Annotated in this window: 31 protein-coding genes; 18 read left to right on the top strand and 13 right to left on the bottom strand. The window is 68.3% G+C overall.

The features are described 5' to 3' along the window. Positions 1–11 precede the first annotated feature (11 nt). On the bottom strand, positions 12–827 hold the full coding sequence (locus ADBZ6K_RS03925) for a DUF5718 family protein (protein ID WP_526344554.1): 816 nt from the start codon (positions 825–827) through the stop codon (positions 12–14). Beyond that, a complete protein-coding gene (gene serS, locus ADBZ6K_RS03920; protein ID WP_526344553.1) occupies positions 827–2,080 on the bottom strand; it encodes a serine--tRNA ligase in 1,254 nt (417 codons plus the stop codon). The genes ADBZ6K_RS03925 and serS overlap by 1 nt, the downstream gene beginning before the upstream one ends. Positions 2,081–2,210: 130 nt before the next feature. On the opposite strand from serS, the gene ADBZ6K_RS03915 reads away from it, so the two are divergent. Further along, on the top strand, positions 2,211–3,734 hold the full coding sequence (locus ADBZ6K_RS03915; protein ID WP_526344552.1) for a septum formation family protein: 1,524 nt from the start codon (positions 2,211–2,213) through the stop codon (positions 3,732–3,734). 16 nt (positions 3,735–3,750) lie between these two features. After that, positions 3,751–4,089, top strand: coding sequence for a metallopeptidase family protein (locus ADBZ6K_RS03910; RefSeq protein WP_526344551.1), 339 nt, complete (start codon positions 3,751–3,753; stop codon positions 4,087–4,089). Positions 4,090–4,098: 9 nt separating this feature from the next. Here the strand turns inward: ADBZ6K_RS03910 and ADBZ6K_RS03905 are convergent, their stop codons facing one another. Both ADBZ6K_RS03905 and ADBZ6K_RS03900 read right to left on the bottom strand, forming a co-directional pair. Then, positions 4,099–4,899, bottom strand: a complete 801-nt coding sequence (locus ADBZ6K_RS03905) for a L,D-transpeptidase (RefSeq protein ID WP_526344550.1) — start codon at positions 4,897–4,899, stop codon at positions 4,099–4,101. Between the two features lie 98 nt (positions 4,900–4,997). Further along, positions 4,998–5,630 carry a hypothetical protein gene (locus ADBZ6K_RS03900; protein WP_526344549.1) on the bottom strand — a complete coding sequence of 211 codons (633 nt, stop codon included), beginning with the start codon at positions 5,628–5,630 and terminating at the stop codon, positions 4,998–5,000. A gap of 695 nt (positions 5,631–6,325) precedes the next feature. Here ADBZ6K_RS03900 and ADBZ6K_RS03895 point away from each other — a divergent pair. Next, positions 6,326–6,511 (top strand): hypothetical protein, encoded by a 186-nt coding sequence (locus ADBZ6K_RS03895; RefSeq protein WP_526344548.1) that lies wholly within the window; start codon positions 6,326–6,328, stop codon positions 6,509–6,511. Between the two features lie 16 nt (positions 6,512–6,527). Here ADBZ6K_RS03895 and ADBZ6K_RS03890 read toward each other — a convergent pair whose 3' ends face one another. Then, a complete protein-coding gene (locus ADBZ6K_RS03890) occupies positions 6,528–7,214 on the bottom strand; it encodes a histidine phosphatase family protein (RefSeq protein WP_526344547.1) in 687 nt (228 codons plus the stop codon). After that, complete coding sequence (pheA, locus tag ADBZ6K_RS03885) at positions 7,211–8,161, bottom strand: prephenate dehydratase (RefSeq protein ID WP_526344546.1); 951 nt, start codon at positions 8,159–8,161, stop codon at positions 7,211–7,213. The genes ADBZ6K_RS03890 and pheA overlap by 4 nt, the downstream gene beginning before the upstream one ends. A gap of 113 nt (positions 8,162–8,274) precedes the next feature. Here pheA and ADBZ6K_RS03880 point away from each other — a divergent pair, with 113 nt between their 5' ends. From ADBZ6K_RS03880 to ADBZ6K_RS03865, 4 genes are all read left to right on the top strand, one after another. Beyond that, on the top strand, positions 8,275–9,075 hold the full coding sequence (locus ADBZ6K_RS03880) for a DUF2470 domain-containing protein (RefSeq protein WP_526344545.1): 801 nt from the start codon (positions 8,275–8,277) through the stop codon (positions 9,073–9,075). Positions 9,076–9,127: 52 nt separating this feature from the next. Continuing rightward, positions 9,128–9,895, top strand: a complete 768-nt coding sequence (locus tag ADBZ6K_RS03875) for a CPBP family intramembrane glutamic endopeptidase (RefSeq protein WP_526344544.1) — start codon at positions 9,128–9,130, stop codon at positions 9,893–9,895. 114 nt (positions 9,896–10,009) lie between these two features. Further along, positions 10,010–11,188 carry an LCP family protein gene (locus ADBZ6K_RS03870; protein WP_526344868.1) on the top strand — a complete coding sequence of 393 codons (1,179 nt, stop codon included), beginning with the start codon at positions 10,010–10,012 and terminating at the stop codon, positions 11,186–11,188. A gap of 130 nt (positions 11,189–11,318) precedes the next feature. Then, positions 11,319–11,864: a ferritin gene (locus ADBZ6K_RS03865; protein WP_526344543.1), complete on the top strand. Its 546-nt coding sequence runs from the start codon at positions 11,319–11,321 to the stop codon at positions 11,862–11,864. Positions 11,865–11,909: 45 nt separating this feature from the next. On the opposite strand, the gene ADBZ6K_RS03860 is transcribed toward ADBZ6K_RS03865, so the two are convergent. The 3 genes from ADBZ6K_RS03860 to ADBZ6K_RS03850 are packed head-to-tail and all read right to left on the bottom strand — an operon-like array spanning position 11,910 to position 14,200. Continuing rightward, positions 11,910–12,725, bottom strand: a complete 816-nt coding sequence (locus ADBZ6K_RS03860) for a glycerophosphodiester phosphodiesterase (protein ID WP_526344542.1) — start codon at positions 12,723–12,725, stop codon at positions 11,910–11,912. A 4-nt stretch (positions 12,726–12,729) separates the two neighbouring features. Beyond that, positions 12,730–13,824, bottom strand: coding sequence for a DUF4328 domain-containing protein (locus ADBZ6K_RS03855; protein ID WP_526344541.1), 1,095 nt, complete (start codon positions 13,822–13,824; stop codon positions 12,730–12,732). A 34-nt stretch (positions 13,825–13,858) separates the two neighbouring features. After that, positions 13,859–14,200, bottom strand: coding sequence for a rhodanese-like domain-containing protein (locus ADBZ6K_RS03850; RefSeq protein WP_526344540.1), 342 nt, complete (start codon positions 14,198–14,200; stop codon positions 13,859–13,861). A 350-nt stretch (positions 14,201–14,550) separates the two neighbouring features. On the opposite strand from ADBZ6K_RS03850, the gene ADBZ6K_RS03845 reads away from it, so the two are divergent. The 4 genes from ADBZ6K_RS03845 (at position 14,551) to ADBZ6K_RS03830 (ending at position 17,925) form a co-directional block, all read left to right on the top strand. Next, positions 14,551–15,567 (top strand): acyltransferase domain-containing protein, encoded by a 1,017-nt coding sequence (locus tag ADBZ6K_RS03845; RefSeq protein WP_526344539.1) that lies wholly within the window; start codon positions 14,551–14,553, stop codon positions 15,565–15,567. Positions 15,568–15,630: 63 nt separating this feature from the next. Then, a complete protein-coding gene (locus tag ADBZ6K_RS03840; protein WP_526344538.1) occupies positions 15,631–16,968 on the top strand; it encodes a sensor histidine kinase in 1,338 nt (445 codons plus the stop codon). After that, complete coding sequence (locus ADBZ6K_RS03835) at positions 16,965–17,624, top strand: response regulator transcription factor (protein WP_526344537.1); 660 nt, start codon at positions 16,965–16,967, stop codon at positions 17,622–17,624. The genes ADBZ6K_RS03840 and ADBZ6K_RS03835 overlap by 4 nt, the downstream gene beginning before the upstream one ends. 145 nt (positions 17,625–17,769) lie before the next feature. Continuing rightward, positions 17,770–17,925: a hypothetical protein gene (locus ADBZ6K_RS03830; RefSeq protein ID WP_526344536.1), complete on the top strand. Its 156-nt coding sequence runs from the start codon at positions 17,770–17,772 to the stop codon at positions 17,923–17,925. Between the two features lie 26 nt (positions 17,926–17,951). Here the strand turns inward: ADBZ6K_RS03830 and sodN are convergent, their stop codons facing one another. After that, a complete protein-coding gene (gene sodN, locus ADBZ6K_RS03825; protein ID WP_526344535.1) occupies positions 17,952–18,374 on the bottom strand; it encodes a superoxide dismutase, Ni in 423 nt (140 codons plus the stop codon). Positions 18,375–18,438: 64 nt separating this feature from the next. Between sodN and ADBZ6K_RS03820 the strand changes: the two genes are divergently transcribed. From ADBZ6K_RS03820 to ADBZ6K_RS03810, 3 genes are all read left to right on the top strand, one after another. Further along, positions 18,439–18,741, top strand: coding sequence for a S24/S26 family peptidase (locus ADBZ6K_RS03820; protein ID WP_526344867.1), 303 nt, complete (start codon positions 18,439–18,441; stop codon positions 18,739–18,741). 140 nt (positions 18,742–18,881) lie between these two features. Next, entirely contained in the window at positions 18,882–19,415 is a 534-nt protein-coding gene (locus ADBZ6K_RS03815) for a peptidase (protein WP_526344534.1), read from the top strand. Positions 19,416–20,096: 681 nt separating this feature from the next. Continuing rightward, positions 20,097–20,495, top strand: coding sequence for a transcriptional regulator (locus ADBZ6K_RS03810; RefSeq protein ID WP_526344533.1), 399 nt, complete (start codon positions 20,097–20,099; stop codon positions 20,493–20,495). 78 nt (positions 20,496–20,573) lie between these two features. Here ADBZ6K_RS03810 and ADBZ6K_RS03805 read toward each other — a convergent pair whose 3' ends face one another. From ADBZ6K_RS03805 to ADBZ6K_RS03795, 3 genes are all read right to left on the bottom strand, one after another. Further along, positions 20,574–21,713 carry a hypothetical protein gene (locus ADBZ6K_RS03805; RefSeq protein WP_526344532.1) on the bottom strand — a complete coding sequence of 380 codons (1,140 nt, stop codon included), beginning with the start codon at positions 21,711–21,713 and terminating at the stop codon, positions 20,574–20,576. After that, entirely contained in the window at positions 21,710–22,201 is a 492-nt protein-coding gene (locus ADBZ6K_RS03800) for an ImmA/IrrE family metallo-endopeptidase (protein ID WP_526344866.1), read from the bottom strand. The genes ADBZ6K_RS03805 and ADBZ6K_RS03800 overlap by 4 nt, the downstream gene beginning before the upstream one ends. A 97-nt stretch (positions 22,202–22,298) precedes the next feature. After that, entirely contained in the window at positions 22,299–22,790 is a 492-nt protein-coding gene (locus tag ADBZ6K_RS03795) for a hypothetical protein (RefSeq protein WP_526344531.1), read from the bottom strand. A 492-nt stretch (positions 22,791–23,282) separates the two neighbouring features. On the opposite strand from ADBZ6K_RS03795, the gene ADBZ6K_RS03790 reads away from it, so the two are divergent. The 4 genes from ADBZ6K_RS03790 (at position 23,283) to ADBZ6K_RS03775 (ending at position 25,508) form a co-directional block, all read left to right on the top strand. Then, on the top strand, positions 23,283–23,456 hold the full coding sequence (locus tag ADBZ6K_RS03790; RefSeq protein ID WP_526344530.1) for a hypothetical protein: 174 nt from the start codon (positions 23,283–23,285) through the stop codon (positions 23,454–23,456). A gap of 236 nt (positions 23,457–23,692) precedes the next feature. After that, positions 23,693–24,349: a DUF6474 family protein gene (locus tag ADBZ6K_RS03785; protein ID WP_526344529.1), complete on the top strand. Its 657-nt coding sequence runs from the start codon at positions 23,693–23,695 to the stop codon at positions 24,347–24,349. A gap of 4 nt (positions 24,350–24,353) precedes the next feature. Next, entirely contained in the window at positions 24,354–24,923 is a 570-nt protein-coding gene (locus tag ADBZ6K_RS03780; protein ID WP_526344528.1) for a copper resistance CopC family protein, read from the top strand. A gap of 102 nt (positions 24,924–25,025) precedes the next feature. Further along, on the top strand, positions 25,026–25,508 hold the full coding sequence (locus ADBZ6K_RS03775; RefSeq protein ID WP_526344527.1) for a hypothetical protein: 483 nt from the start codon (positions 25,026–25,028) through the stop codon (positions 25,506–25,508). Positions 25,509–25,556: the final 48 nt, after the last annotated feature.

Genomic DNA, 25,556 nt, shown 5'->3' with positions numbered 1-25,556 from the left:
CGGGGCGTCGGTCAGCGTGACTCGACCTTCTGTCGCAGTTCGGAGACCGCGTCGGTGGCGGTGTCGTAGACGCGCACGATCGCCTCGTCGCCGGCCTGCAGGAACGTCGATTCGCCGAGCGGCGAGTACCGCGTTGCGCCGATGCCGATCAGCGCGTGCTCGGGATGCCCGCTGGCCGCCATGAGCGCGCCGACGTCCTCCAGCGGCGTGTCCGGTGAGCCCTTCTGGTTGGCTATCCGCTCGACGATCCAGTTCAGCAACACCTCCCCGTAGTACGTGTAGGCGAGCAGCGCGCTGTCGATCCCGTACTCGTGTTCGGCGCCATCGGCATCCCGCAGGTAGCACACCAGCCGCATGGATGCGGTCGGCCCATTCGGTGTCAGATCGCTGACCTCAAAGAACTCGCGTGCCACCCCCTTGGAGGACGGACCCCAGTTCTTCTTGTGGCTGATCTTGGGCGCTCCGGGTCGCCGTATCGAGCAGTCGTTGAACGCGGCGAGCGCAAACGGTTCCAGGGTGGCCACGGTGTCGCCCTTCCACCCGACGCGGCAGGCCAGCCCGACCTCGGGTTCGGTCTGCAGGTTCAGCGGACCGGAGAACTCCGGGCTCTCGGCGGGCAGCGTGATCGCGTCATGCGACAGCGGGAACTCCCCGAGGAAGCCGTCGTGCCCGGGGGCGTACCACGGGAAGATCCCCTTCGGACCGGCGTCGTTCGTCGTGACGCTGACGAAGTCCGCCGCCTCCCCCGCCTGCTCGAGGTGGCCCGCGAAGTTGCCCGCCACCCCCAGTCCGAACCAGGACCTCAGGTCAGCGAGATCGATGTTCATCACGGCTCGAGTATCTCCTTGCCGACGTAGGGGACCAGCGCGGCGGGGACACGCACGCTGCCGTCCGGTTGCTGATGGTTCTCCAGTATCGCGACCAGCCAGCGGGTGGTGGCCAGGGTTCCGTTCAGCGTCGCGGCGACCTGCGGTTTGCCGTTCACGTCGCGGTAGCGGATGGCCAGCCTGCGGGCTTGGAAGGTAGTGCAGTTCGACGTCGACGTGAGCTCGCGGTACGTGTTCTGGGTGGGTATCCACGCCTCGCAGTCGAACTTCCGCGCCGCCGAATCGCCGAGGTCGCCGGCGGCGACGTCGATCACCCGGTAGGGCACCTCGATATGCGCCAGCATGCGGCGCTGCAGGGCGAGCAGGCCGTCGTGCTCGGCTTCGGCCTCCTCGGGCCTGCAGTAGACGAAGCCCTCGACCTTGTCGAACTGGTGCACGCGAATGATGCCGCGGGTGTCCTTGCCATAACTGCCCGCTTCGCGGCGGAAGCACGACGACCAGCCGGCGTAGCGGCGCGGCCCCGCGGACAGGTCGAGTATCTCGTCGCAGTGGTACCCGGCCAGCGGCACCTCGGAGGTTCCGACCAGGTAGAGGTCGTCGGCCTCGACGCGGTACACCTCGTCGGCGTGGGCGCCGAGGAATCCGGTGCCCCGCATCACCTCGGGACGCACCAGGACGGGCGGGATCACCAGGGTGAACCCGTTCTCCGTCGCCACCCGCGCCGCCAGCTGCAGCAGGCCGAGCTGTAGCAGCGCGCCCGCGCCGGTAAGGAAATAGAACCGGGAGCCGGAGACCTTCGCACCGCGCTCCGTGTCGATCAGGCCAAGCGATTCGCCGAGTTCGACGTGGTCCTTCGGGTTGGCGATGGCTGGCGGCTCACCGACGGTGTCCAGCAAGGCGAAATCGTCCTCGCCACCGGCGGGAACGCCGGCGATGATGACGTTGGGAATGGCCATGTGCGCCGCGGTGAAGGCGGCCTCGGCGGCGGCCTGTTCGGCTTCGGCGGTCTTGACCCGCTCGGCAAGTTCCTTGGCGCTCTGCAGCAATGCCGGGCGTTCCTCCGGGGCGGCCTTGCCGACGCTGCGGCTGGCGGCCTTCTGCTCGGCGCGCAGGTTGTCGGCGGCCGACACGGCAGCCCGGCGGGCCGCATCCGAGGCCAGCAGTGCGTCGACGAGTGCGGGGTCTTCGCCCCTGGCGCGCTGCGATGCCCGCACACCGTCCGGATTCTCGCGGAGCTCCCTGAGATCGATCACGGCCGCAACCCTACTTTCGGCCGGTGACCCGGGACATCGCGAGGTATCTGCGGCATCCGGGCGAGGGCGTCACAAACCTCACGACATTACAACTGCATCAGTTGTCACTGCACGTGACACGCCTGTCACAATGGAGCGGATGTCGGAACCACCCGAGAGCCCCGAACTGCGCGACAGTCACGTCGCTGACGAGCAACCCCGGCCGCAGCGACTGGTGTGGCTGAACAGCCTGCACGCCACGTCGACCAGGCGCACATTGCTGCTAACGGCCCTCGGCGGCCTGCTCATCGCGGGCGTCATCACCGCGTTGCCGCGCACCGAGAATGCCAACGGCCTCGTCAACGCCAGCGCGATCAGCCTCGGTCCCCGGGGCAACGACACGTTCGACCACGCAGCCAGCGGCGACTGCCTGAACTGGCCGGACCGCACGCCGGACGCCGCCGAGATCGTCGACTGCGCAGATGAGCACCGCTTCGAGGTGGCCTCGTCGGTGGACATGCGGACGTTCCCCGGCAGCGAGTACGGGCCCGACGCCGCCCCACCCTCACAGGCACGGATCCAGCAGATCAGTCAGGAACAGTGCCAGGCCGCGGTGCGCCGCTACCTCGGCGCGCAGTTCGATCCGAACAGCAAGTTCACGATCAGCATGCTGTGGTCCGGCGACAAGGCGTGGCGCCAATCCGGCGAGCGCCGGATGCTGTGCGGCCTGCAGCTGCCCGGACCGAACAATCAGCAGCTGGCCTTCAGGGGCAAGGTGGCCGACGTCGACCAGTCCAAGGTGTGGCCCGCGGGGACGTGTCTGGGTATCGATCCGACCACCAATCAGCCGACCGACATTCCGGTGGACTGCGCCGCCCCGCATGCGATGGAAGTGACCGGCTCGGTGAACCTTGCCGAGAAGTTCCCCGACGCGCTGCCGCCCGAACCCGAGCAGGACGATTTCATCAAGAAAGCCTGCACCGAGCTGACGGACGCCTACCTCGAGCCCGCGGAGCTGCGCAACACCACGCTGACCCTCATCTACAGCACGATCTCGTTACCGAGTTGGGCGGCGAGTAGCCGTCAGGTGTCGTGCAGTATCGGTGCGACGCTGGGCAACGGCGGGTGGTCGACCCTGCTCAACAGCGCGAAGGGCGACCTGCTCATCAACGGCCAGCCCCCCGTCCCGCCGCCCGACATCCCGGAGGAACGGCTGAACCTGCCCGATCTCTCCGGGACCGGCGGATACAGCAGCCCGGCTTCGTCCGGCTCGTCGGACTCGTCCGGCTCATCGGGCGCGACGGGGACGTCGGGGACCACCCAGACACAGCACATGCCGCAGCTGGCCACCCAGACGACCGAGGCCGCCGCACCTGCGGCGGCTCCGCCGGATCAGGCCAACCTCAACGCGCCCCTGCCACCCGCGGCACCGCCGCCACCCCCTCCGGCACCGGCGCCCGGACCCGATCCCGCGCTGGCCCCGCTGCCACCGGCACCCGAGCCGCTTCCGCCTCCGCCCGCGCCGCTGCCGCCTCCGGCACCCGAGCCGCTGCCGCCACCGGTCTTGCTGCCGCCGCCGGCACCCGAGCCGCTGCCGCCACCGGTCTTGCCGCCGCCGCCCGCCGCGCCGCCACCACCGGTCGAACCGGTGCTTGGGCCGCCGCCGGGGCCATAGTCCGGTGCCCGTGCCGATGAGTCACCAGCGGTTCGACGAGCTGGTGTCGGATGCGCTCGACCTGATCCCGGCCGGGCTGGCCACTGCGATGGACAATGTCGTCGTCCTGGTCGACGGCCGCCATCCCGACGAACCCGATCTGCTCGGCCTGTACGAGGGAGTGGCGCTCACCGAGCGCGACAGTTCCTATTCCGGGTCGCTGCCCGACGCCATCACGATCTATCGCGACGCCCTGTTGGCGATGTGCGATAGCGAAGCCGAGGTCGTCGAGGAGGTGGCGATCACGGTGATCCATGAAATCGCGCATCATTTCGGGATCGACGACGAACGCCTCCACGAGTTGGGGTGGGGATGAGCGCTTGCGCTATTCCTGCACAATCACGGGGTCGCCGATATTGACGTTGTTGAAATACCACTCCGCCGCGGCCGGGATAAGGCCGATGCAGCCGTGACTGACATTCTCGAACCCCATTGACGGGATCGCCCACGGAGCCGAATGCACGTAAAGCCCGCGCCGCGTGATGCGGACCGCGTAGTCCACCACCAGTCGGTATCCGTCCGGATCGGTGATGGGTATGCCGACGCTGCTGGAATCCATGATCACTTCTCTGTCCTTCGCCAACACGGTGTAGGTGCCGACGGGCGTCGGGTATTCCGGCCTGCCCATGGTTGCCAGCAGCACTCCTTCCTCGCCCATGTGGGGAAGATGGTGCGGCGCGGGAAGTCGTATCGGTGAATCGGCACCCACTCCGTCGATGGTCACGGTGAACGTGTGTTCCGAGATGTCGGCGACTCCGACAACCGCTGGTCCCGTTTGGAATACCGTCGGGATGCCGCCGACAGAGAGTTTCACCGTGCTGTGCGCCGGCCAGAATCTGTCGGGAACCCAATGCACGACATTGCTTTCGAGCCATTCGAAGCTGCCCGTCATGGCCGGTGCCGACGCGATCCGGATGGCGCGCTCGGTGGCCGCCCGATCGGCGACGGGCCGGCCGAAGGTCACGACCACTGAGTGCCCCACACCCACCACCGCGCCCTGGGCGGGCGAAATCGATTCGATGTCAGGACCCAACGGCAGATGGGCAGCCGTTGGGTTGACATCGGACGTGCCGGTAGCGACGGTCATGGCCACCATCGCAAGGGCACAATGAGCAATCGCCCGCATCCATCCGGTCCTCTTGTGGTGGCCAGCCTGTCGTGTGCAGAGGGCTGGCGTGCGTACAACTGGTGTCTGAAATTTGTTGCGGGCGTTGGTGATTTAGCCTAGTTCTGATCACCCGGCAGAAGCGGCACACCGGGCGTGGGCCCGTCGGCGCCGATCGGCGGGGTGGTCGGCACGCCCTTACCCGTGCCGACGCCGCCCATTTCGGTGATGGGAGCGCCGGCGGCTGCCGGTGCGACCAGTGCGCCGCCTGCGGGTACGGGTGCGAGGACGGGTGCGCCGGCCGGCACCGGTGCCGCCAACGGGGCACCCACGGGTACCGGTGCCGCGACCGGGGCGCCCAGAGGTACGGGCGCCGCCAGCGGGGCGCCCACGGGTACCGGCGCAGCGACCGGAACCGCTGCGGGCCCAGGTGCCACCACGGGAACGCCTGCCCCCGCAGCCTGAACGGCAGCCGCGCTGCAGGCGTCGGTCGCCACCCCGCCACCGGCCACCGCCACCGGCGCGGCCCCGCCACCGGCCACAACCCCCGGACCGCCGGCCGCTGCCAGCGCGGCGGTGCCCGCCAAGACCTCAAGGCAGTTGGTTCCGCCCGCTTTCAGCGGAGCGGCCGCTGCGGGCGGGCTGAATGCCACAGCGGCAGCACACAATCCAACGCCCGCAACCACCCTGACAGTGATTCGACCAAAGAGAACAGTCACGTCGAGCCTCCTGATTGTGCCCGTGAATAACATCAGCGGAATTCCGCAAGCGGAACGTATAGCAATCTTGAAATGATGTCTAGACGGGGTCATCGTTAATTGCCTAACCGCCCTCAAACAGGCGCATACTGTGACTCTGTCGTTTCCTATCGGTGACATTGAGTGCCGCACTGAGCCGTTATTGAACGGCAATAAAACCGTCGGATCCCACGGCATCCAAGAACGCCTACCGAATACTATTCCAATATGAAAGATTGATTAAGAGGAGTGCCGCCAAAGCCGCCTTCCGGTACGTTGAGCCAGGCAACTGCCACCCGAATCCGGGCGTATCTACTGGTGAAGGCGATATACCGACGACGATCGATCGTAGTGATTTCAACTGAATTGCCGGCTACGGGACCTGCCCCGCCCGGTATTCGGGCCAAAGGGAGATCGGGTTCCTCGCTGGCATTCCGATAGGAACACCGCTGGGTGAGCTCGCGATTTCCTGTCATTCTGAGCCACTACCTCCCGGTATATCCTGATAGCTGAGGCCGCTTCAGTATTAATACAATGAGGTTGCTGAACTCGATGGATAACTTAGCTCTGGCTACTACTGGCTGGCACGCCTGCGGCCGAACGGTCCGTTGCAGGCCAGTGTTCAAGGGCTGCAATCACATTGGAGTTGGTTTCAGCGCAGATGAGCGCGGCAACCACGCTTTGTCCGCGGGTAGTGCTATGAACGGGCCATGATCCCTTGCCGGGAGTGCCACGCGGGCCTCGAGCACTGTCACGGCACGGTCGTCCACCATGCGCGGGCCCGCTCGGAGTGCACCGAGATCGAGTGCACCACACCGGAGGCGTTGCATTCGTTCCGCATCGACTGCGAGGCGGTCGGGTGCCCATGCGGCCAGGACGTCGCGCTGGCGGTCTGACCGAGCTGACCGGACATCAGCCCATCGGATCGGCCGATTGCAGGGCGTCGTGCACGGGATCTGCATCGAGCTCCGGATAGAACGGCGGCGTCAGCGCTCCCCACTGCAGACAGCTCCACCGTCCGTCGGTGATCGGTGCCAGCACCACCGATTCGGTGTTGCGCAGATGATGGTCGAGCGCAAAGGTGCCGTCCACGCCAGCGAGTGCGGCAGCCGCCAGCCGGATCGCGGCGCCGTGGCTGACCACGACGATGTCGCCGTGCCACGCATCGTCGTCGAGGTAGCGCATCCGCAGCTGGGTGATGACAGGGAGGTACCGGTCGAGCACCTGGCTCGCGGTTTCCCCGCCGGGCAGCCGAAGATCTGGTTCGCCTCGATGCCATCGCTCATAGGTGGTGTTGAAGGCCTCGATCGCCGCGTCGTCGCTGCGGTTCTCCAGGTCGCCGACCTGCACCTCGTGGATTCCCTCGAACTCGACGGCGGCCAGTCCGCATTCGGCGGCGATCTCGGCGGCCGTCTGCGCCGACCGAACGGCGATGGAGTGCGCGATCATCGCAGGCGCGCACATAAGGCCGCGCGCGAACACCCTGGCCTGGTCGCGGCCCAGATCCGTCAGCGCCGCGCCGGGCGGCCGCGTGTCCAGCCGCCGCTCGACGTTGCCGTGTGACTGGCCGTGCCGGACCAGCACCAACCGGCCGCTCATCGGTCGACCCCCGCGACGGATCCGCCCGGCATCCCCCGGCGCAGGTCGTCAAGCCAGCGTGTCGCCTCGTCGAACCCCGGTGGCACCGCACCGGCGACGACTCCCGTCGGCCAGGAACCCAGATAACGCACATCTGCACAACGACGGTGCAGCGCTTTGAGTGCCTCAGCGACCGCATCGTCGTCGAGATGTCCGATGCAGTCCAGGAAGAACACGTAGGTGCCCAGCTCGATGCGGGTGGGACGCGATTCGATACGGGTCAGGTCGATGTCGCGGATCGCGAACTCGGTCATCGCCGACACCAGGGCACCCGGCACATTGTCGAGGCGCAGGACCACCGAGGTGCGATCGGCGCCGGTGCGCGGCGGCGGGGGCCCGGTGCGGCCGACGAGGACGAACCGGGTGCGCGCGTTCGGCTCATCGACGATGTCGGCGGCCAGCACCGGCAAGCCGCAGCGCGCGGCCGCCAGTGCCGTACTGACCCCGGCGTCGGCCAGTCCGTCTGCCACGTCGTGGGCCGCCGCGGCGTTGGAGTTGGCCGGCACCAGGTGAGCGCCGGGGAGGTTGGCCGCCAGCCATTTGCGCACCTGTGCGGCGGCCACCGGAAACGCCGCGACGGTCTTCACGTCTTGGGCGGCGAGACCGTCGCGCATCACGATCGTGAAGGACACGTCGAGAGTGAGTTCGGCGTAGATCTGCAGCGGTGTGCCGGTCGCAAGGTTGTCCAGGGTCGGCAGCACGGAGCCCTCGATGGAGTTCTCGATCGGCACGCACGCGTAGGCGGCGTCGCCGGACCGGACGGCCGCCAGTGCCGCCGGTGTGCTGTCGGTCGGCATCGGCGTGACCTCGCCTGCGGTGGCCGCGGGGACCACGCCGCGCTGCGCCATCTGCCGCAACGCCAGTTCGGTGAACGTTCCCTCCGGCCCGAGGTAGGCGATGCGCGGCACGACCCAACCCTAGCCGCTGGCGTGTCGCCGACCGGCCGTCGCGCGGATAGGGCTTGCACAGCCCAGGCGGTCTAATTAAGTTAGCCTTACCTTATTTATAGAAGGGGTAAAGGATGACGCCTGGAACGATGCATATGGCGCCCACGACGGCGGAGCGGATCCGCAGCGCCTGCGCGCGCGGCGCCGGTGCCATGGTTGCCGTCGAGGGAGTCGACCCGGTCGCCTCGCCGGTGCATCACCTACTCGATGACGGATCGTTCGCGGTCACGCTCCCGGTCCGGGGCCCGCTGACGACGATGGTCGCCGCCGCCGGCGTCACCGGCGTGCAGGCGGTTCTCGAGCTCACCGACTACGCGCCGCTTCCGCTGCGTGAACCCGTGCGGTCGCTGGTCTGGATTCGGGGCCGGGTCCACGAGATTCCGCTCGGCGACGTCGCGGCCATGCTGGACCTGATCGCCAGTCGCAGCCCGAATCCGGCTCTGCTGCAGGTGCATTCGCATGTGCTGGGCGGCGATGCGGACGTGCGCTACGTGCTGGCGCGCGTGGAGATCGAATCGGTGGTGGTCGCCGATGCCACAGGTGCGGAATCCGTGGGGGTCGGTGCACTGCTCGACGCCCGCCCCGACCCGTTCTGCGTGATGGAGTCGTGCTGGCTGCAGCACCTGGACTCGGCGCACCGCGACGTGATCGACCGCCTGGCCACGAAGCTTCCCGCCGCGCTGCGGCGCGGGCGGGTGCGGCCACTGGGCCTTGACCGCTACGGGGTACGGCTACGGGTGGAGGGCATCGACGGCGACCACGACGTCCGGTTGCCCTTCTCGGCACCCGTGGACGACGTGGCGGGACTCAGCCAGGCGATCCGGATCCTGATGGGCTGCCCGTTCCTCAACGGTCTGCGCGCCCGCCAACTCTGACTTCGTCCCGCGCGGCGCGGCACTGTTCCCGCTGGCCACTACCGTATGTGCGGTGACCGGCCCCGCCGACGACCTGACCGAGCCGCAGCGGCGGGCGGTCCGCATCGAGATCTTCGTCGTGCTGGCGGTGACGTTCGGCCTGAGCGCCTACACCGCGCTGTTGCATCTCATCGAGGCGGTGGTCCTCGGCCTGGCTGGGCAGATCATCGCGCTCAACCCGCGCCGCTCCCCCATCGATCTGATCGACTTCGGCCTCAACCTCGCCGTCGTCTTCCAGCTGCTGGCGTGGGGGATCCTGGGTCTGTACCTGTTGTGGCGCAGCGGTTTCGGCCCCGATGACATCGGGCTCGGCCGGCCTCGCTTTCGGGCCGACGTGCTCGGGGGTCTGGGCCTGGCGGCCCTGATCGGGCTACCCGGGCTTGCGCTGTATCAACTCGCCCGGGTTCTTGGCATCAACGCCTCCGTCGAGCCCGCCGAACTCTATGACAGCTGGTGGCGGATCCCGGTGCTCGTGGCGGTGTCGTTCGCCAACGGGTGGGCCGAGGAAGTGATTGTCGTGGGTTTCCTGCTGACCCGGCTGCGCCAACTTCGGGTCAACCCCGTCGTCGCACTCGTGGTGTCGAGCCTGCTGCGCGGCGCCTATCACCTGTACCAGGGCTTCGGAGCGGGGCTCGGCAATATCGCGATGGGGATGGTGTTCGGCTACGCGTGGATGCGCACGGGCCGGCTGTGGCCGCTGATCATCGCGCACGGTGTGATCGACACCGTGGCGTTCGTCGGGTATGCACTGCTGGCCGACCATCTCGGCTGGTTGCAATGACATCGTGCCCGCGGGACGTACATTTCTGCTGTGAACGACAACCGCCGGCAGCACCGCGACCCCCGGCGAGGTCGACCTCCCGGCGCGCCGTCACCAGCGGGTGAACCATCGCAGGTGATCCGCCGCGATCCCTACTTCCGGCCACCTCCGCCCTGGCCGCCCCCGCCATATCCACCGCCGGCCCCGCCGAATCCACCGCCGGCCCCGTCGCAGCGCGTCGCGCCGGCCCCGCCTCCCCCTCCTCCCCCCCGGCGGTCCGCCGGCTCACCCAGGCCGGTGCCGCCGCAGCCCCGCAGGCGCCAGACCCCGCAAGTCGCACCCAAACCCCGCAGGCGGCGGTGGCGCCGTGTCGCGGTCACGCTCCTGGTGATCTGCGTCGTGGCCGCCGCAGCGGTAGTGGGAATGGGCTTCTGGATCGACTCGTCGCTGCGCCGCATCCCGGTCCTCGCCGACTACCCAGAGCGCCCAGCCGCGGGCCGCGGCACCAACTGGCTGCTGGTCGGATCGGACAGCAGGCAGGATCTGTCAGCCGACCAGCAGGCCGAGCTGGCCACCGGGGGCGACCTCGGCAATGGACGGACCGACACGATCCTGCTGGTCCACGTACCCGGCGCGGGTTCGGCGGCGCCGACCACCATGGTGTCGATCCCCCGCGACTCGTACCTGCCGATACCCGGCTACGGCAGCGACAAGGTCAACGCGGCCTTCGCGCTGGGCGGCGGCCCCCTGCTGGCGCAGACGGTGGAACAGGCGACGGGACTGCGGCTGGATCACTACGCCGAGATCGGGTTCGACGGGTTCGCTGCGCTCGTCGACGCGGTCGGCGGCGTCACGGTGTGTCCCGCCGAGCCGCTCAACGACCCGCTGGCCGGCATCGACCTGCCCGCCGGTTGCCAGAAACTGGACGGCCGGACCTCGCTCGGTTTTGTCAGGTCCCGTGCGACACCGCGCGCCGACCTGGATCGTATGGTCAACCAGCGCCTGTTCATGTCAGCGCTGCTGCACCGCGCCGCAAGCCCCGCGGTCCTGGTCAACCCGCTGCGTTGGTGGCCGATGGGGCGCGCGGCGTCGGCTGCGCTCACCGTCGACGACGGCGCGCACGTGTGGGACCTGGCCCGCTTGGCGTGGGCGCTGCGGGGCGACACCGCCACCGTGACCGTACCGATCGGGGAATTCACCTGGAACGACTCCGGCGACGTCGTGCTGTGGGACACCGACGCGGCGGGACGCCTGTTCGGCGCGCTCGCGGACGACGCACCCCTGCCCGCCGACGTGCTCGACGGCCACCCCTGATTCCGGAACCAGAGGAATCAGCAAACTTCACTAGATGGCGGTCATCGGGCCCATTCGATTTAGGGTAAGCTGCCCTGAATTAGGTTTACCTTCTGTGACAGCGGCGTCAAATGCCCTCTATGCTGGCACTATGACGAATGTCGGCGCTCCGGGTACCAAATTTCACCAGCTTGTTCAGGATCAGATCCGCAGTGAATTCACGGCGTCTCAGCAATACATCGCGATTGCCGTGCATTTCGATGGCGCCGACCTGCCGCAGCTCGCCAAGCACTTCTACGCCCAGGCGGTCGAAGAGCGCAACCACGCGATGATGCTCGTCCAGTACCTGCTCGACCGCGATGTCGAGGTCGAGATCCCCGGTGTCGATGCCGTGTGCAATACATTCGATGCCCCCCGCGATGCGCTGCTGCTGGCACTGACCCAGGAGCGCGCCGTCACCGAGCAGATCAGCCGGATGGCCGCCGCCGCCCGCGACGAGGGGGACTACCTCGGCGAGCAGTTCATGCAGTGGTTCCTCAAGGAGCAGGTCGAGGAGGTCGCGCTGATGACCACCCTGGTGCGCATCGCCGATCGTGCGGGCGCCAACCTGTTCCACCTCGAGGATTTCGTCGCGCGCGAGATCACCGCGGCCGCCGCCGACCCCAGCGCTCCCACCGCGGCCGGCGGCGCCCTTTAGCCCGGTTTGCGGCCCGCTCGGCGGCCCTCTGCCTGATCGACCAAGTCAGTCCTGATCGACCCCGGTCAGGCCGTTCTGCAGCCAGTCCTTGGTGCGGCCCGGGTGGTTGGTGGCCACCCAGGCCACCCCGAGGTCGCGGCAGAAGCCCACATCCTCGTAGTGGTCGACGGTCCAGCAGTACAACGCCCGTCCCTGCGCGGCTGCGCGGTCGACCAGTTCGGGATGCTCACGCAGGGTGGCGATCGACGGTCCGACGGCGGTCGCACCGACCGTTGTCGCCGCGCTGCCACCCAGGTACCGTGACGTCTCACCGAGCAGCACCGTCGGCAGCATCGGCGCGGCCCGCCTGATCCGCCACACCGCCGCTGCCGAGAACGACATGACTACAGCCCGCGACAGGTCCGCGGAGGCCGGCGAGGCGATCCCGTAGCGGTGCAGTAGGGCCAGCACTTTGCTCTCCACCAGTGCGCCGTAACGGACCGGATGTTTGGTCTCGATGAAGATCTTCACCGGACGGTTCCAGTCCAGCACCAGCGTCACGAGGTCGTCCAACGTCAGCAGACCGGTATCGCCGCCCCGCCGTCCGCCTGCGTGCCACGAGCCGTAGTCCAGCTCCCGTAATTGGGCCAGCGACATGTCGCTGACCAGTCCCGACCCCGACGACGTCCGGTCCACCCGACGATCGTGGACGCACACCAAATGCCCATCGCGCGTCAGCCTGACATCGCATTCGACGCCGTCGGCGCCCTCTTCGAGCGCCAACTCGTACGCGGCCAGCGTGTGCTCAGGCCGGTCGGCCGATGCGCCCCGGTGCGCCACCACAAACGGGTGACCGCCGGACGTGCCGTCGTCCGTTGCCATGCACCTATGCTGCCGGGTTCTGGCCCTGGGGCTCAACTGGAATGGGATTTTCCCGCTCGGTCGCCGGTACGCGGACGGTCTCGTCGGCGTCCCGGCCCGGCGCGGGCGCGTCCACGGGCGCTTTCACGGACTCGGTGGGCTCGGTGGGCATGTCGCCGGCGATGATCACGTACCGCTTGGCGGTCCGCTGCAGCGGCGCGCGCTCGAACCCGAGAAATACGCTGGTCACCAGCGCCAGCGCGGCAAGGGCGAGCAGATACGCGAACGTCGTCGTCACCGTGTTGTCCGCAATACCCTGCGCGTCCGATGTGAAGCTGGTCGCAATCGAGAACACCGACACCACGGTGCTGATCACCCATGCGATCCACCACAGCACAATGGGGCGGCGCAGCGCGTCGAGCCGGCCTTCGACCGCGGCCAATTCGATGGCGAAGATCGGCGCCCAGAACAGGTTCAGGAACGGAACGAGGCAACCCACCCGCTGCATCCACACCGGACGGGGATCATCGATGCCGCGGCGGGCGAACGCCGCCGCGCGACGGGCGATGAGCCAGTTCGTCAACGTCACCGCGCTTGCCACCACGGTGAACATCGCCAGGACGCTGGCCGCGACTCCCAGCCAGGTCGCAATCCCGGCGATCAGCGGATGCAGCAGTACCGTCCGGTTGATCAGCAACAGCACGTACCGGACGACGTGGACGAGCGCAGCGAAGGCGAGCACCACCATCGTCGTGATGAGCGTGGCCCGCAGCACCGCGGCGGACGGTCCGGTGCGGGGCGGTGCGTGCTGCTCGACGGGATCGAACCGCTCGACCAACCCCCACCGGGGAATCTCGGTGTAGTGCGGAGTCGGACCAAGCGATCTGCGGCGCCTGGGAACCGACGGCGGCTGGCCGGGCCGCACCGCGATCCAGCGGTATCCGCGCGGCAGCCGCGGCCCTGCGTGCGGGGCCCGCGGAGCGACGGCCCCGCCGCTCCACTGGGGATCCGGCGCGGCCGCCGACGGGGCCAAGAGGGCGCCGTGGCATTTCGGGCACCAGACCCGCTGGCGATCGCGAACGTTCCACCGCGTACCGCACTGGCCGCACACCTGGATCATCCGACCAGCTTAGCGACGGTTTCCGACCGGTCGATCAGACGTGGCCCGCGGAACCGTCGTCGGTGACGGTCGGGCGCCCGGCACCCGCCCACGCCAGCATCCCGCCGGTGACGTTGATCGGGGCGTAGCCGTTACGCACCAGATACTGCGATACCCGTTGCGACCGGCCGCCGGCGTGGCACACCACGTAGAGCGTGGCATCGGGGTCGATCTCGCCGATTCGCGCGGGCACCTCCCCCATGGGGATGTGCTGGGCGCCTGCGACGTGACCGCGTTGCCATTCGTCGTCCTCACGCACGTCAAGCAGCACCACCGACTCGTCGAACGCCGCGGGCAGGCCTGCGATGTCCGTCTGGGCGACCTCATACTCGTCCATCACTCCATGCTGACATGTCCGTGCGGCCCGCGCACCGACCCGGTCACACTTGGACCGCGCCAGCAATCGGACGGCTATCCACAGTTTCCACAGGTTCATCCACAGGTCTTCAGCTGCCGCGATGCGGTGTGAGCCGGTGGATCTGTCAGCGGGCTGGAGATCACTGTGGATAACCTGGGGGCCGAATCGCACTCCGATCAACAGGCGCAGGCGGGCCGAGCGAAAAAATGGGTTGGCTCGCTGGGGGCTGCGCGCCGGCCCGTCCTCCGAATGGATGACCTCAGCGTCATCCCGCGGATCGTCTGTTCGCGCGCTGCCCGAAACGCGGCGCGCGCAGCAGTGTCTATCTCATGAACGAGCCACCTTCCACCGGCTACGGCCGGCCCACCGCATTCGTATTTCCCGGGCAGGGATCGCAGTGGCCGGGAATGGCAGCGGAACTCCTCGACACCAGCCCGGTGTTCGCCGCACGGCTGCGTGATTGTTCGGCCGCGATCGGCGCCCACGTCGACTGGTCCGTCGAGGACGTGCTGCGCCGACGCGCGGGCGCGCCCGCGCTCGATCGCGTCGAGGTGGTCCAGCCGGCGCTGTTCGCCGTACACGTCGCGCTCGCCGAGCTGTGGTTCGACAGTGGACAGCAGGCGGTCACCGTCGTCGGACAGTCACAGGGTGAGATCGCCGCCGCCTGCGTGGCGGGCGCGCTTACCCTTGCCGACGCCGCGCGGGTGATCGTCACGCGGTCGCGGCTGTTCGCCGAGGAACTCGCCGGCCGCGGCGGCATCGCGTCGATAGCACTACCCAGTGGACAGGTCCGTGCCCTGCTGACCGGCTACGGCGGGGCGCTCGAGCTGGCCGGGCTGATCGGGCCGAACGCCGTGACGGTGGCCGGCGAGTGCCGGGCGCTCACCGATCTGGTCGACCGGCTCAACGGGCAAAACGTCACGGCCAGGATCGTCCCGGCGTCGATCCCATCGCACTGCGCCTACGTGGAACCGCTTCGGGACCGGCTGATCGCACAGCTGCGCGGGCTGCGACCGCAGCGGTCGCGAATCCCGTTCCGTTCCACGGTGACCGGGGGCCGGATGGACGGCAGGGAACTCACCGCGGACTACTGGTACGCCAATGCCAGGCGCCCGGTGGTTTTCGCACCGGTGATCCGGCGGTTGCACACCGAGGGCTGCGACGTGTTCGTCGAATGCAGCGCGCACCCGGTGCTGACGGCGGCGATCACGGCGATCACGGCGACCGGGAGGCGCGGGTCCGACGTGGTGACCGGCACCCTCCGCAGGGGGATGGGTGGGCTGGAGCCGTTCCGGGCCGCGCTGGCGGAGGTGTCGGCCGGGCAACTCCGCCCTTCGGCGGCGTGACACCGGCGCGCTCCCCTGCTCGACTGGCACACCGTCATAAGCTGCACCTATACACTCCCGGGTGTGCGCCACGACGGCACCGCGGCGACCACGTCCTCGCCCACCGCATCACCGGGCAAACGTCTGCGCCGGCCGGAGCCCGCACTGCCTACGGTGGTGCAGCGGGCGGGTGCAAGCGAGGCGGTCCGGGAGATCTTCCTGCAGTTCGAGCGGCAGGCACAACGGCTGCGCGCCATCCTGAGAGTGGCCCTGGTCGCGGTGATGGTGCTCGCGGTGGTGAGCGGTACACCCCGCGAGCAGTGGCCGGCGCAGTTCGTCCTGGTCGGCGCCTACGGTGTGCTGGCGGCGGGGGCCGCGTGGCTGTGGATTCGCACGCCGACCAAGGCCCGCCGACTGCGGGAGGTGGCGCCCATGGCGCCCGTCGACATCGCCGCGATCTGTGCGCTGCAATTCCTTTCCACCGGTGGCTATCTCATGCTCGGCCTGCTGGCGTTCCTGCCGTTTTTCACCGCGACGCAGCGCGGAAGGCGCGCGGCGGTGATGGCGATGGCGGCCATCGCCGGCGGCGGCGTCGCGGTGGTGTCCGACCCGGTGTACCGCGAACAACTGTCCGCCCAGGCGATGGTGACAATCCTCACCATGCTCGCGCTGTTGTGCCTGTGCTCGTACGGGGTGTCGCGCACCCAGGAGCGCCGGTTGGTCAGCATCGCCGAACTGACACAGAGCCGGTCGCTGTTGTTGGCCGACGTGATGACGGCCGAGGAGCGCGCGCGCAGACGGATCGCCGAGGCGCTGCACGACGGGCCGCTGCAGACGGTCCTGGCGGCGCGCCAGGATCTACGGGATGCATTGCGGCACAACGAAATAGCTCCGCAGATGCGCGATGTGACGCGCGCAAGCGAGTTGCTGGGGACGGTCTCCAAAGAGTTGCGGCAGGTCACCCGCGAGCTGCACCCGTCGGTGCTCGACGAGGCGGGCCTGGCGGCCGCCGTCGAAACACTGGTCCACTCCTTCGCTGAACGCACCCACATCCGGGTGGACTGCGATATCGACTACCCGCGGCGCCATCCCGACGACGCGATCCTGTACGGACTGGCCCGCGAGCTGCTGAGCAACGTGGCCCGCCACGCCGAGGCAGGCACCGTGAGCCTGCGCCTCAGCGACGACGGCGACGACGTGACGATGGACCTGCGCGACGACGGTGTCGGCCTCGATCCCGAGCAGCTGTCGCGGCGCCTCCGCGAGGGGCACATCGGGCTGGCATCGCACCGGGCGCGGGTGGAGACGCTGCGCGGCGCCGTGGAGTTCCGGCCCGTCGAGCGCGGCACCTGGGTGCACGTCATGCTGCCGGTGCGCGCCTCAGACGGCGTGGTGGCGGCCGAACCACAGGAGGCATCGTGAGTAGGTCGGGGACGACGCCGGAGCGCCACGTGTCGGTGGTGGTCGGCGACGACCACCCCGTCTATCGCGACGGTGTCGTGCGCGCCCTCGCCAATAGCGGCCGGACCGAGGTGCTCGCTGCCGTCGGAGACGGGCGCGCGGCGCTGGACGCCATTCACGAGCATCACCCCGACGTGGCGCTGCTCGACTATCACATGCCCGGGATCGACGGCATCGCGATCGCCCATGCGGTGAACCGCGACCACCTCGCCACCCGAGTCCTGTTGCTCTCGGCGAGTACCGAGGGCTCGGTCGTGTACCGGGCCATCCGTGAAGGCGCTGCGGGATACCTGTCCAAGGAATCCGACCGCGACGAGATCGTCGCGGCGGTCGTGGCCTGCGCGCGCGGTGAGAAGGTGCTGCCGCCGGAGTTGGTCACCTCGCTGGCCACGCAGGTGCACCAGCACGCACGGTCACAGGTGCCGCTGCTCAGCGAACGGGAACAGCAGATCCTGCGTCTGATCGCCAAGGGCCGCACCGTCCCGGAGATGGCCGAGGAACTGTTCCTGGCGCCGACGACGGTCAAGACCCACATCCGCCGCCTCTACGAGAAACTCGGCGTCTCCGATCGAGGCGCCGCGGTTGCCGTGGCGATGCGCGGCCACCTCCTGGAGTGAGGCGACACCCGCCAACTCCGTTGGAGTGAGCCAGCTCCCGTCAATTTTTGTGGCCTCCGCATCCGGGTTATGATCGGCGCCACGCAATTGGTGGTGGGACTACACGGGGGTTGTGGGCATTGATGGTGCAGGTCAGGAGCGTGTGATGGCGTCGTATCCGATCGGTTCAGGGTCCGCCGTGCCACCCGAATGGCACCCCACCGCGCCCGCCGATCCCCGCAGTCAGCTGATGGCCTGCCTGCGGGCCAGCCTGATCGCACTGGCCCTGCTGGCAGGTCTTGCCCTGATCGTCTGGCTCTAAAACCCCGGCTCTAAAGCGGGAGGGCCTCAGGCGGGTGGGTAGACGCCCATCCCCTTGGCCTTCTCGGTCTGCCAGAAGATGTCGGCAATCTCATCGATCGTCGCGAGGAGCTTCTCGGCGACCGCCACGTCAGTCGACTTCTTCACATCGCCGGCGCCATGGACCCCGTCCCAGAACAGCTGGTGCAGGTTGGGGAACTGCTCGAAATGCTCCTTGGTGAAGAAGTCCGCCCACAGCACCATCAGGTGATGCTTGACCTCCTCGGCGCGCTGCTCCTTGATCAGGATCGCGCGGGTGCGGAAATGCTCGTCGTCGGAGTCGTTGTACTTCTGGAGCGTCTTGAGGCATGACAGCGCCTCGATCTTGGCCTGAGCGGGGTCGTACACGCCGCAATACAGGTCGCAGTGAGCGTGGGCGGAGGTGGCGTTGGCGAACAGTCGATGCAGCATGGTCCTAACTTACCCTTAGGCCGTGAACCGAAACCATCGGTGGCGGAGCTTTTCCCGCTGGCCACTGCGCCGGTTCAGCGTGGTCGAGGACTCGATGCGCCCGGCTCTGATCCCAGGGGACGGGCTGCTCGCGCTCCGCTGCGGTGCGCCGAGGAGCGGCCAGCTCCGGGTCTTCCCGGACCCGACGCTGCCCTCCCGCTGGCTGGTCAAACGCGTTGGGGAGGTGCGCGGCCCGATGTTCGAGGCCCGCTCGGACAACCCCCGCGCCGCTGGCGTCGTCGACTCGCGACAGTTCGGGTGGGTGCCCTCGACCGGCTCCTACCGGGTGGTGTTCACGGTCCGGGAACGGCGCCGACGGGCCGGCTGACGCGGCCGTTGGCACTCGTGTCCTCTTGCGTGCCAGCAGGGACCTGCCTCATGCTGGGCAAATCGACCCACCGAAGTGTCAGGCCATGGTTGATGCCGGCGCGGGCCGGTACGTCTGAACACCGATGTCCCGGAGGCGATATGGATACGGGGTCCGGCAGGGCGATCGAGATCGCCCCCTTCCACTCACGCGGCGCGCTCAAAGGTTTTGTGGTGTCGGGTCGCTGGCCCGACTCGACCAAGGAGTGGGCCCAACTTCTGATGGTCACGGTCCGCGTGGCGTCTCTGCCCGGATTGCTGGCCACCACAACCATTTTCGGCGTGCGTGAGGAACTGCCCGACGAGCCCGAGCCCGGGACCGTCGGGCTCGTGTTGGCCGAAGGCACCGTGGTCGGCGAATCAGCAGTTCCACCAGGATATTTCGCGGATCGCCAGCCACCTGCCCTGCTGATGCTGCACCCTCCGTCGGAGACGACGCCCTCGCTGCCGGAATGCTCGGGCGCCGCGTCCGGTTGCGTGCTGCTCCCCGGCCTGCCCCATCTCGGCCTCGAGCACCGCGCGGCGTGGGTCGAGGCAGAGTCGGACGGCACGGTCACGTCGATGGTCAGCCGTGTGGGCGTCGACCCGATCAGCCACCCCGACACCGCCATCTTGGCGATGCTGCTCGCCGCATAGACACCGCCGGCGTCTGCCGGCCACATCAGCGCAGTGCGGCGGCCACGCGGTGACGCACACCCTCGCGCGGCGGGTCGCGTCGAACCGTGAGCGTCCTGCCGGGGGAGACCTGCCGCGGTCGTGACGCCATCCCGTCGGCAGCCCATCGTGATCTCGCCGTGATCTCGCAAAAGTTTGCGACGGTGCGACAGCGGGGCGCACCCGGCCGCCGCGGAACCGCTCGACTCGTCGTGAGAATCGACGCGTATTCGCACGGCAACCGCGAAGAGGGTGACTGACGCGGTTTCGGCGCTCCCGAGGCTGACCCTCGCCACGAGGCAGGCTGTCGGACAGCCGGAAGCGATTTGGCCTAACTGCACCATCAGCCAGCAAACCCCGGAACCTGATGGCCCCCGCACAACGACCGTTGCCCGTAGTGAACATCGAGATTGCGATGCGGACCTGACGGCGGTCCACGCGGCGGCGATCGCGTGTCGCCCCGTGCATTTGCTTAGCACCATCGAGGAATGGCAGCCTCACCACACGAAATGCAGGCACTATCCACAGGCTCGGCTGGTAGAAGTGAACACGCGGGTTAACAATTCGGCGGTTTGCACTTGGTTGTGGAGACAACTCTCGCTACGATAGTCAGCAAATCCGCCGCCTACTTAGTCCGCTCGTTTCGCCCGTGGAGGTCCATCGATGAGTACGACATTCGCCGCCCGCCTAAACCGCCTGTTCGACACCGTTTATCCACCCGGTAGGGGCCCGCACACGTCCGCAGAAGTGATCGCCGCACTCAAGGCGGAGGGTGTCACCATGTCCGCTCCGTACCTGTCTCAGCTGCGATCAGGCAACCGTACGAACCCGTCGGCCACGACCATGGCGGCACTTGCCAACTTCTTCCGTATTAAGCCGGCTTACTTCACCGACGACGAGTACTACGAGAAGCTCGACAAGGAGCTGACGTGGCTTGCGAGCATGCGCGACGAGGGTGTTCGGCGTATTGCGGCGCGGACGGTCGGCCTGTCCCCTGAGGCCCAGCACGACCTCGCCCAGAAGGTTGACGAGCTGCGGCGCAGGGAGCGTCTGGACGTTTAGCCTGCCGGGGCACCCACGCTCACCTACTTGGGTTCCCGGCGAAGTGATACCGCTGTCGCTACACCTGAGCGGCGGCGATCAGTTTTGCTCCAGTGCGCGGTACTCGGTGGCGATGGCCAGTATCCATTCGCGGTCGGAGTACGAATCGGGTTTCCTCAGCCAGTTCAGTCCCGGGAATGCCGCACGTGTTTCGTCGCGGGGTAGCGCGCGCCCCGCGTAGATCCACTCCGCGATTGCTCGCGCTTGCTCTCGCGGCGCAACCGGCGGCGCCTCCAACGCATCGATCTCCACCTCCGCACCGAGGTTGGGTATCGGCAGGGACGACCCGGGATCGCGCTGAGTGGCTTCGACGCGTTCACGCCTGGTCACCTCGGTCGCCTCGAGGAACAACGCGTCGGAGATCAGCGACATGCGCTCGGCCACCCGGAATGCCAGCGGGCCGCGTGGCCGTATGCCGATGCCGATATCGGCGTGCCTGCGGCCGAGTTCAGCGAGCAGCGGCCGAACAACCCTGAGTTCGTAGCGGGCGCCGAACCAATCCTCGATGCTGGGCAGCAGGGATCCGGCGGCGACGACGACCATGGCCGAGCCGAGCAGGGTGGCTGCGGCGCCCACCCCGACGAACCGGGTCGTGCCGATCGCCTGCAGGAGGAAGAACGCGCTCGCGAGGACGATGAGCACGATTCCGATGGTGAAGACGAACAACGCCCGCCCGCGACGGGTGCGGTTGGAGTGCCGCATGCCTGCCCAGGAGACCAGGGTCATCGCCAGCATGATGTAGAGCAGCGGCAGCAGCCACGACCAGCCCAGGCTGTGTATGAGGTACTCCTGCGGTGCCATCTCGGACTGCTTGCCCTTGGCGAAGAAGCTCACCAGGCTGGCCGCCGCGATGACGGCGGCGATGGCGTACTGGGCGAATGCGATGCGGCGCGTGATGACCGGGCGGTGGTCGGAGGCAACCGTGGTGATCATCACGCAGCTGCCCGCGGCAGAGGCGATCAACGCGACCTGGCTGAGCCCCATCGCGATGTTGGGCCAGTGCAGGGCGGTGTCGATCAACAGGGTCAGCGGCTGCCAGTTGAGCGCCGCGACGAGTCCGAGACAGCCAAGCGCCAGGATCATTGCGGTGCTCACCAGCGATTGCTTGTTGACAAGTGCCCACCCGATGCGCAGTCCGGTCGCCAGACCGAGCAGCGCTGCGATCACCCAGACGATCAACCAAACGCCTCCCCGAGACGGACCTGGACGATCGACGAGCGGTCGGAGGGCAGCCGGCCAAGCCGGAAGATCAGCAGGGCGGCGAAATCCTCGGCCTCCTGCTCGATATCCTCCCCGCCGGGTCCCATACACCCGGTGCGCTGGTTGAGCATGTAGCGAATGAGGTCGGAGCTGGCCAGCTCGACGTTCTCGCGCGCGGCCTCGAGCACTGGGATCCCGTCGTGTCCAAGTACGAGATGGCCCAGCTCATGGGCCAACGTCCGGTCCCATGCCGGCAGGCCTTGTTGGATCAGGAACACGTCCCGGTCGGCGTATTGGCGCCATTGCCCGCACACGCCGGGTGGCAGATCGGCCATCTTGATCTCGATCGGCCGTCCGCGATCTTGGCTGACTGCCTGCACAAGGCGTGTGAGCGACACTTCGCCGTGCCTCGGTGCGAGGTCGAGCACCGCGCCGACCGCGCGTGTCACCTGACGACTCGCGGGCAACTGCATCCCCTCTCGACGTATCCACTATGGACCAGCCTCTCGGCCCCGGGCTGGACGTTGTCGTTAGTTCATGTATGTCGTTAGTTCATGTATGTCGCTAGTTCATGTACCTTGCCAGCTCGCTCATCCGCACCGCGCGGCCGGCCTTTGCCTGGCGGTATCCGAGGAGACCACCGAGACCGGTGAGCGCGAGGATTCCCGCCGCGCCGGGCAGGGCCAGCGCGGCCACCTGCGTCATGGTGGCGGTGCGCAGGTACTCGGCATAGCCCATCCGGAATGTGGGCGGCAGAAGAGGTCCGCCCATCGCCGCGGGTTCGTCCTGCCGACCGGCGCTGGGTTCGGAGAGGATCGACTTGGGCCCGGCCGACAGCGGCACCTGCGGCGGCGCTGCGGGGGCACCCCCTCCCGCACCCTCACCACCCGCCGATAGCCCGACCACGAGGGGCGGCGGGACAGGGGCGGCACCGATCGGCCCCACCGCGGCGGGCGGCTCGACGACGACAGGCGCTTCGTTGGGCTCGAACGGGGTCTGCCCGGCGGCGGTTGCGATCCGCGGCGGGACGGCACCGGGTTGTACCGGGAACTGCACGCCTGACAACGAGAACGGGATGCCGGGCGCTCCAGCGCCACTACCGCCGCCGCCACCACTACCACTGCCGCCCCCCGGAACCGTCACGGTCGTGGTGGTCGTCGGCCGGTCAGTTGTTGTGGTGGTTTTCGTCGTGGTGGTTGTGGTGGATGTGGTTGTCGTGGATGTGGGTGTCGTCGATGTGGTTGTCGATGTCGGTTCGGACGGCCCAGTGGTTTCCGGTGGCTTGGTGGTTTCCGGTGGCTTGGTGGTTTCCGGTGGCTTGGTGGTTTCCGGTGGCTTGGTGGTTTCCGGCGGCTTGGTGGTTTCCGGCGGCTTCGTGGTTCCCGACGGCTTGGTTTCCGAGGGTTTGGTTTCCGAGGGTTTGGTCGTCGGTTCAGTCCTGGTAGGCGTATCGGTCTTCGTATCGGTCGGATTGCTGCTGGGTCGAGTCGGGCCACCCGGGCCACCCGGGCCACCCGGCCATCCTGGACGACCCGGACCACCCGGACCGTGCCCGCCGCCGGGTTCCTGGCCTGGCCCAACGTCACCGGGACCGTTACCGCCGCCCACCTGCCCCTGAGACTGGCCGCGATCGTCCCCGGCACCGCCGTTCGGAGATTCTGCGAAGGCCAATGCGCCGCCGATACCACCGATGAACAGGCCGGAACCGACAAGGCACGCTGACGCAGCGACACGCACACGCGAACCCACTACGTCACCACCCCTCATGAGATGTTCCGCACAATTCACACGGACTTTTCGATTGTCGCACAACTTTGGCGTGGAATTTGCTAGTGCACCCATTCCGCAACCTCTCCACGGGCGCAGGCGCAGCGCGGACCGGCCGAGCGATACTGTTGGGTCTGCTGCAACGCAGCCGCGATCGTGTGTCGTCGACGACTTGACCTGGAGGCAGCCGGATGGGCCTGTTCAAGCGACGTAAAAGCCGCGCTACCCGCCGAGCTGAGGCCCGAGCCATCAAGGCGAAGGCAAAACTCGAGGCCAAGCTGGGCGCCAAGAACGAAGCGCGCCGCATCAAGGTCGAGCACAAAGCCGAGAACGCCAAACTGAGGGCCCAGATGAAGGCGCAGCGGGAAAGCGACAGGGCCGCGCTGAAGATTGCTGAGACCGAGTTGAAGGCCGCCCGTGAGGGCCGGCTGTTGTCCCCCACCAGAATTCGCCGGGTGCTGACCGTAACCAGGCTGCTCGCGCCCGTTCTGGTGCCGCTGGTCTATCGGGCCGCCATCGCCGCGCGTGGATTCGCCGACGAACGCCGGGCCGACCGGCTCGGCGTCCCGCTCAGCCAGATCGGGCAGTTCTCCGGCCACGGTGCCCGGCTGTCCGCCAGGATCTCCGGGGCCGAGCAGTCCCTGCGGATGGTGGTGGAGAAGAACCCGAAGGACGCCGAGACCCGCGAGTTCGCCACCGCGATCACCGAACGTCTCGATGATCTGTCCGCCGCGGTGACCGCTGCGGAGAACATGCCGTCGGCCCGGCGGCGCGCGGCGCACGCGGCGATCGCGTCACAGCTCGACGGCGTGGACGCGGACTTGCTGGCCCGGCTCGGAGTTGTCTGAGCCGATGATCCGACGGCACCTGCAACGCCTGGCGGCCGTGCTGCTGTCGTCGGTTGCGCTCGCTCTCACCGTGGCGCCGGCGGCGTCCGCGCACGCCACGCTGATCGCGTCGGATCCGGCCGAGAATGCCGCGCTGACGCAGTCACCCACGCAGGTATCGGCGACGTTCAACGAGCCGATGCAGGCGCAGTTCGCGGCCATGACCGTGGTCGGGCCCGACGGGCAATTGTGGTCCACCGGGGAACCGCAGGTGCACGACACCGTGATCAGCATTGCGGTGCGGCCGCTCGGTCCGGCGGGCGTCTACACCGCCAACTATCGAGCCACCTCGGCCGACGGGCACGTCGTGTCGGGATCGTGGCCGTTCCAGTTCACGCCGCCCAGCGCCGCGGGCGTCGGCACCTCAGTCCCTACCCCGGCACCTGAGACGGTCCCCGCGCCCTCGACGCCGTCATCGCAGACCGCCCCCACACCGGCGGGCTCCGCGGACGCCGTCCCCCTCTGGCCGTTCTGGATCGCCGCCATCGTGGCCGTCGGCGCGGCCGCCTGGTGGGCGGTTCGCAGGCGGACCTGACGGCACGCCGGGCCTTGGCGGCCACCTGGCATGATGGGACGCACTGCCGGCTACGCACTGGCCCACGACGCCGAGGACGAAACACTGCGAAGGAGCAGCCAGATGGCAGATCCGCAGGATCGACCCGACGAGAAGCCCGACGGCGCCCCCGGCGGATCGGCACCGGCCTCTCCGGGTGCCGACGCGGCTGCCACGCCTCCACCCCCGGCCAAGAAGGCGCCCGCCAAGGCCGCCAGGAAGGCGACGGCCAAGAAAGCTCCTGCCAAGAAGGCGCCGACGACGGCCGCCAAAGGCGCACCGCCCGCCAAGAAGGCTCCCGCGAAGAAAGCGGTGCGGCCTGTCGGGCCTCCAACCGTCGCGGCCCTCGCAGAGACGAACGGTGCCAGCGACATGATTTCGGCGGCCAAAGAGACCGCGGCCCAGGCGAAGTCCACCGTCGAGTCCGCTAGCAACCCCGTCACCGGACCATCGCCGGCACATCTGCCGGGATCGGCCCAATCCCGCGTGCCGGTGGTCGCGGCGCTGATCGCCGGCCTACTGGCGATCGTCGCGGTGATCGTCGCGCGGCGCCGCGTCGAGGACTGATTCGCCCATTGTCGGCAGGCACGCCTGCAGACGAAGGGCACTCCCTGC

The organism is Mycobacterium sp. (assembly GCF_044223235.1).
Lineage (GTDB): Bacteria > Actinomycetota > Actinomycetes > Mycobacteriales > Mycobacteriaceae > Mycobacterium.
This window is presented reverse-complemented; position numbering and strand designations above follow the sequence as displayed.

Excerpts from the sequence above, each read along its gene's own strand:
- ADBZ6K_RS03815 (WP_526344534.1), top strand. The coding sequence starts at position 18,882 with ATGGATACGGGGTCCGGCAGGGCGATCGAGATCGCCCCCTTCCACTCA.
- ADBZ6K_RS03895 (WP_526344548.1), top strand. The coding sequence starts at position 6,326 with ATGATCCCTTGCCGGGAGTGCCACGCGGGCCTCGAGCACTGTCACGGC.
- ADBZ6K_RS03900 (WP_526344549.1), bottom strand. The coding sequence starts at position 5,630 with ATGTTATTCACGGGCACAATCAGGAGGCTCGACGTGACTGTTCTCTTT.
- ADBZ6K_RS03830 (WP_526344536.1), top strand. The coding sequence starts at position 17,770 with ATGGCGTCGTATCCGATCGGTTCAGGGTCCGCCGTGCCACCCGAATGG.
- ADBZ6K_RS03775 (WP_526344527.1), top strand. The coding sequence starts at position 25,026 with ATGGCAGATCCGCAGGATCGACCCGACGAGAAGCCCGACGGCGCCCCC.
- ADBZ6K_RS03910 (WP_526344551.1), top strand. The coding sequence starts at position 3,751 with ATGAGTCACCAGCGGTTCGACGAGCTGGTGTCGGATGCGCTCGACCTG.
- sodN (WP_526344535.1), bottom strand. The coding sequence starts at position 18,374 with ATGCTGCATCGACTGTTCGCCAACGCCACCTCCGCCCACGCTCACTGC.
- ADBZ6K_RS03785 (WP_526344529.1), top strand. The coding sequence starts at position 23,693 with ATGGGCCTGTTCAAGCGACGTAAAAGCCGCGCTACCCGCCGAGCTGAG.
- ADBZ6K_RS03905 (WP_526344550.1), bottom strand. The coding sequence starts at position 4,899 with ATGCGGGCGATTGCTCATTGTGCCCTTGCGATGGTGGCCATGACCGTC.
- ADBZ6K_RS03845 (WP_526344539.1), top strand. The coding sequence starts at position 14,551 with ATGAACGAGCCACCTTCCACCGGCTACGGCCGGCCCACCGCATTCGTA.
- ADBZ6K_RS03915 (WP_526344552.1), top strand. The coding sequence starts at position 2,211 with ATGGAGCGGATGTCGGAACCACCCGAGAGCCCCGAACTGCGCGACAGT.
- ADBZ6K_RS03865 (WP_526344543.1), top strand. The coding sequence starts at position 11,319 with ATGACGAATGTCGGCGCTCCGGGTACCAAATTTCACCAGCTTGTTCAG.
- ADBZ6K_RS03860 (WP_526344542.1), bottom strand. The coding sequence starts at position 12,725 with ATGGCAACGGACGACGGCACGTCCGGCGGTCACCCGTTTGTGGTGGCG.
- ADBZ6K_RS03925 (WP_526344554.1), bottom strand. The coding sequence starts at position 827 with ATGAACATCGATCTCGCTGACCTGAGGTCCTGGTTCGGACTGGGGGTG.
- ADBZ6K_RS03810 (WP_526344533.1), top strand. The coding sequence starts at position 20,097 with ATGAGTACGACATTCGCCGCCCGCCTAAACCGCCTGTTCGACACCGTT.
- ADBZ6K_RS03880 (WP_526344545.1), top strand. The coding sequence starts at position 8,275 with ATGACGCCTGGAACGATGCATATGGCGCCCACGACGGCGGAGCGGATC.
- ADBZ6K_RS03780 (WP_526344528.1), top strand. The coding sequence starts at position 24,354 with ATGATCCGACGGCACCTGCAACGCCTGGCGGCCGTGCTGCTGTCGTCG.
- ADBZ6K_RS03890 (WP_526344547.1), bottom strand. The coding sequence starts at position 7,214 with ATGAGCGGCCGGTTGGTGCTGGTCCGGCACGGCCAGTCACACGGCAAC.
- ADBZ6K_RS03855 (WP_526344541.1), bottom strand. The coding sequence starts at position 13,824 with ATGATCCAGGTGTGCGGCCAGTGCGGTACGCGGTGGAACGTTCGCGAT.
- ADBZ6K_RS03850 (WP_526344540.1), bottom strand. The coding sequence starts at position 14,200 with ATGGACGAGTATGAGGTCGCCCAGACGGACATCGCAGGCCTGCCCGCG.